The 4,077-nt window shown below is 47.1% G+C and carries 4 protein-coding genes; 3 read left to right on the forward strand and 1 reads right to left on the reverse strand.

Annotated elements, in window-relative coordinates; all coding sequences use genetic code 11:
• Window positions 1–248: 248 nt before the first annotated feature.
• Window positions 249–800, reverse strand: coding sequence for a gamma carbonic anhydrase family protein (locus HMPREF9443_RS08220; protein WP_040565341.1), 552 nt, complete (start codon window positions 798–800; stop codon window positions 249–251).
• A gap of 596 nt (window positions 801–1,396) precedes the next feature.
• Between HMPREF9443_RS08220 and HMPREF9443_RS10400 the strand changes: the two genes are divergently transcribed.
• From HMPREF9443_RS10400 to dpaL, 3 genes are read left to right on the forward strand one after another with little or no spacing between them, the layout of a single operon-like run.
• A complete protein-coding gene (locus tag HMPREF9443_RS10400; RefSeq protein ID WP_009146123.1) occupies window positions 1,397–2,116 on the forward strand; it encodes a TVP38/TMEM64 family protein in 720 nt (239 codons plus the stop codon).
• Window positions 2,094–2,717, forward strand: coding sequence for a CYTH domain-containing protein (locus tag HMPREF9443_RS08230; protein ID WP_009146124.1), 624 nt, complete (start codon window positions 2,094–2,096; stop codon window positions 2,715–2,717). The genes HMPREF9443_RS10400 and HMPREF9443_RS08230 overlap by 23 nt, the downstream gene beginning before the upstream one ends.
• Before the next feature lie 11 nt (window positions 2,718–2,728).
• Window positions 2,729–3,940: a diaminopropionate ammonia-lyase gene (dpaL, locus tag HMPREF9443_RS08235; RefSeq protein WP_009146125.1), complete on the forward strand. Its 1,212-nt coding sequence runs from the start codon at window positions 2,729–2,731 to the stop codon at window positions 3,938–3,940.
• Window positions 3,941–4,077 lie beyond the last annotated feature (137 nt).

A 4,077-nucleotide genomic window follows, 5' to 3' on the forward strand; every position in this document is an offset into this window, starting at 1 on the left:
TCGACCCAACCACAAGTAATGGACTAATGCATATATTTGAAGCTGAAAAGCCATCTCCGTTGTTCTTGAGGAATACGGAGATGGCTTTTTTGATTATGAGATTAAGTGTTTGCTGTAAGCAAAAATCCCGTTCACAGACTTGCGCCGTGCAACGGGATTTTTTTGCACTATTAATGAAGCGTGACCTGATTAAAAATTTTTACGCATTTCTTAATCAGAGGACATTGTCAGGCTTCTGTTTTTGATAATTAAACGATTTGCTCGCCGTGGTAGCGTTCGCCGTCATTATCAGGCAGCAGGCCGTAGCGTTCGGTCCACAATGTTTTGTATTTCAGTGCCTGAGCATGGATAGCAGCAATGCCTTTTTCGTCCAAAGTTTTGATAACCTTGGCAGGAATGCCTGCAACCAGGGAATACGGCGGAACAATGGTGCCTTTGGTTACAACGGCGCCGGCAGCAACGATAGAGCCGTGGCCGATTACAGCGCCGTCAAGTACGGTAGAATGCATGCCGATGAGGCAGTGGTCTTCAACGGTGCAGGCATGCAGCAGAGCGCAGTGGCCTACAGTTACATAATCACCGACGATGCAGGCGTAGTTATCAGCAACGTGCAGCACGCTGTTGTCCTGGATATTGCTGTAGCGGCCAACCTCGATGCGGTTAACGTCGCCGCGGATAGTAACGCCTGGCCAAACGCTGGCGTACTCTTTAAGCTCAACCTTGCCAATCAGGGTGGCAGTATTAAAGGCATAGGCCTTTTCATCAATTTTGGGGGCTTGCGCTTCAAATTTAAAAATCATGGTATCACCGCTTTCTGTAAATTGGCTGCCTTCGCGGCAGTCTTGAAAGATAAACAATTTCTTCTCACACTATTATTATCATATGAACAGATAATAAAGTCAAGGCGTTCACATTTATTTTGCAGATGTGAAGGATTATTCCTTACTGTTGAACAAGGGGGTTAAGCCTAAATCCTGCAGCATAATGTTGGCTTTTACAGCAGATTGATAGAGGTTGAGTAAAATCCCGGTTTCTGCAGCTCAATCTTGTTTTTGCACCACTTGCACCAGTTGTACCACTTTTTTCAGCATTTTTGCTAAAAAATGAGGGGTTCGAAGATTTTAATATAATATAAATAAAAGAGCCTTAAAATAGCTGTAAATAACATAAAATAAAGGTTTTGAACCCTTACGAAGACTTTACTTACAGGGATATATATTATGGTTAGTGGCGCATTTTTTCTTTTTGCACCAAATGAAGTGGTTCAAGTGGTTCAAGTGGTTCAAGTGGTGCAGTGACGGCCTTTTTACATTTACCAAACTATTTGGCAATACTGCTTGCGCAACGTCCTCTAAACGCCGTATAATAGATGAGAGTTTGAAAATCAGAGGTTTATATGAAGAAAAAATATCTATATTTATTTTTGCGCGTGCTGGGTTATCTGCTGGTGCTGGGAGCAATTTTGTATGGCTTGTATGAATCACCGTATAATCCGCATCCGCACAGTGCCGAGGATATCCGCCGCTGGGTTGTGGGCTTTGGCGTGTGGGCGCCGTTGATTTATGTGGCGGTGTATACGATTCGCCCGTTGCTTTTGTTCCCGACGCTGCTTTTGAATTTAAGCGCAGGCGTGCTGTTCGGACCGTGGTGGGGAATATTATTTCTGCTTTTGGGTGGCTTTGGCTGTGCAAGCTTTTGTTATCTTTTGGGACGTTTCGGCGGCGGCAGCTGGCTGCTGCGCAACTTCGGCGGCAGCTGGGGTGAACGGCTGACACATTATCTTGTAGGCAGCGGCAGCTTTAAGAAGATGATTATTTTGCGCACGGTGCCGATTTTTCCATATGATCCGGTGAGTATTATTGCCGGCAGTGTGCGCCTGCCGTTTAAAATTTATGCGGCAGCAACGGTTCTCGGTATGCTTCCGGGGGCTATTGCCTATAACTTTTTGGCAGATGCTTTCGGTACGCCGCGTTTTTATGCAGCGTTGGCTGTAACGCTGCTGGCCTTTGGTATACCGTTGGTGTGGTGGCAGAAAAATTCGGCATCGCAGGCGTTGGGCAGTTTAAAAAATTTCGGTAAAGGCAGTGATAATAATGGTAAAGAATACAGAGATTGAATTAAAGCTTTTGCTCAGCAGAGAAGGCTTGGAGAAAATGCTGCAGCTGGATTTTATGCAGCAGGCCATGCGTCCGGACAGCTACAAAAAGCGCCGTCTGGTAAGCACCTATTACGATACTGCGGATATGGCGCTGACGCAGCATGGTATTGCTTACCGTGTACGCGACAAAGGCGATTGCAGCTTTGAAGCGACCGTAAAGACCTCCAAACAAAGCAAGGATGGTCTGAGCGAACGTCTGGAGCTGAATCTGCCGCTGGCAGAAGCAAAGCCTGAGCTGAACGGCTTTGCAGCTCTTGGCCTGGGTTACGAGCTTAGCGAATTGGCTCCTGCCGGAGTCAGAGCTTTGTTTACGGTTGATGTAGAACGCATAACCTATATTCTGGATTATGCCGGTGCTGTAATTGAGCTGGCGATAGATAAGGGCGCAATTCATTGCGGTGAAAAAAGCGACAGCATTGATGAGGTTGAATTTGAGCTTATGAGCGGTACTGTGGATGTGCTGCTGGAGCTTAGGGAAAGAATAGCGTCACAGGTGGAGCTGCGTGCGGAAGAACGCAGCAAGTTTGCACGCGGACTGGCGCTTTTGCAGGCAAAATAAGGAGCGGGACGATGGCTGAATTAATACATTATCTGCATCAACAGAAGGAAGACAATCTTTCCGTTGTTAATCATTATGGCTATGAGCAGGCGGAGAAGGTGTGCCGTTTTCATAGCAGCTTTCCCGAATATACCGTTACGCCTTTAGTGCGTCTGGAAAACCTGGCCAAGCTTTTCGGTGTTAAGGATATTTATGTTAAGGATGAAAGCTATCGCTTCGGCCTGAATGCCTTCAAGGTTTTGGGTGGCAGCTACGCGATTGCCTGCGAGCTTGCTAAGCGTCTGCAGCTTCCTGTGGAGGAGCTTACCTATGACAAGCTTATGGCACCTGAGGTAAAACAAAAGCTGGGCGAGCTGACCTTTGTTACTGCTACCGACGGCAATCATGGCAGAGGCGTTGCCTGGACTGCCAGCCGTCTGCAGCAGAAGGCTATCGTGCTGATGCCTAAGGGAACAGAGCTTGCGCGTCTGGAGGCAATCAGGGATTTCGAAGCCGAAGCATATATTACGGATGTCAACTATGACGATACTGTGCGTATGGCAAGAAAAATAGCTGCTGAATGCGGCGGCATCATGGTACAGGATACATCTTGGGAAGGCTATGAGGATGTGCCTCTACATATTATGCAGGGCTACACTACTATGGGTTATGAAATAGTGCAGCAGCTGCAGGGAGTGCGTCCGACGCATGTCTTTCTGCAGGCCGGAGTGGGCGCTATGGCCGGTGCTGTAGCAGCTTTTTTGGCTGACTATTATAAAGCAGACAAACCGATTATCACTATAGTAGAGCCTGAAAAGGCGGACTGCATTTTCAAAACGGCCAAGGCTGATGATGGAAGGCTTCATAATGTAACAGGTGCTTTGGATTCGATTATGGCCGGTCTGTGCTGCGGTGAGCCCTGCAGTCTTGCCTGGGATATGCTTCGGCGCTATGCAGATAATTTTGCTTCTATGCCGGATGAATTTGCTGCCTATGGCATGCGCGTGTTGGGTAATCCATTAAGTGGTGATACTGCCATTGTTTCAGGTGAAAGCGGCGCAGCAGGGCTGGGCTTTGCCTTGCTGGGCCGTAGTGACGTACATGCCAACTCTCTTCTGCAGCTTGATGAAAGCTCTGTTGTGCTGTGTATTTCTACTGAAGGTGATACAGCGCCGGCAAAATACAGAAGCATTGTCTGGTCCGGAGAATATAGCCTGGATAAGCTTTCCAGTGTCGAAAAATAGCTTAGCGATGCGGCTTACATCTGTTTTTAAAAATAATGCAAATAAATTTATGAAAAGCTGTTGACAAACGGGCCTAAATCCTGTATAATTCTTTTTGTCGCAAACGGATGGGTTCCCGAGTGGTTAAAGGGAGCAGA

Source organism: Phascolarctobacterium succinatutens YIT 12067 (assembly GCF_000188175.1).
Classification (GTDB): domain Bacteria; phylum Bacillota; class Negativicutes; order Acidaminococcales; family Acidaminococcaceae; genus Phascolarctobacterium_A; species Phascolarctobacterium_A succinatutens.

Excerpts from the sequence above, each read along its gene's own strand:
- HMPREF9443_RS08220 (WP_040565341.1), bottom strand. The coding sequence starts at position 800 with ATGATTTTTAAATTTGAAGCGCAAGCCCCCAAAATTGATGAAAAGGCC.
- HMPREF9443_RS10400 (WP_009146123.1), top strand. The coding sequence starts at position 1,397 with ATGAAGAAAAAATATCTATATTTATTTTTGCGCGTGCTGGGTTATCTG.
- HMPREF9443_RS08230 (WP_009146124.1), top strand. The coding sequence starts at position 2,094 with ATGGTAAAGAATACAGAGATTGAATTAAAGCTTTTGCTCAGCAGAGAA.
- dpaL (WP_009146125.1), top strand. The coding sequence starts at position 2,729 with ATGGCTGAATTAATACATTATCTGCATCAACAGAAGGAAGACAATCTT.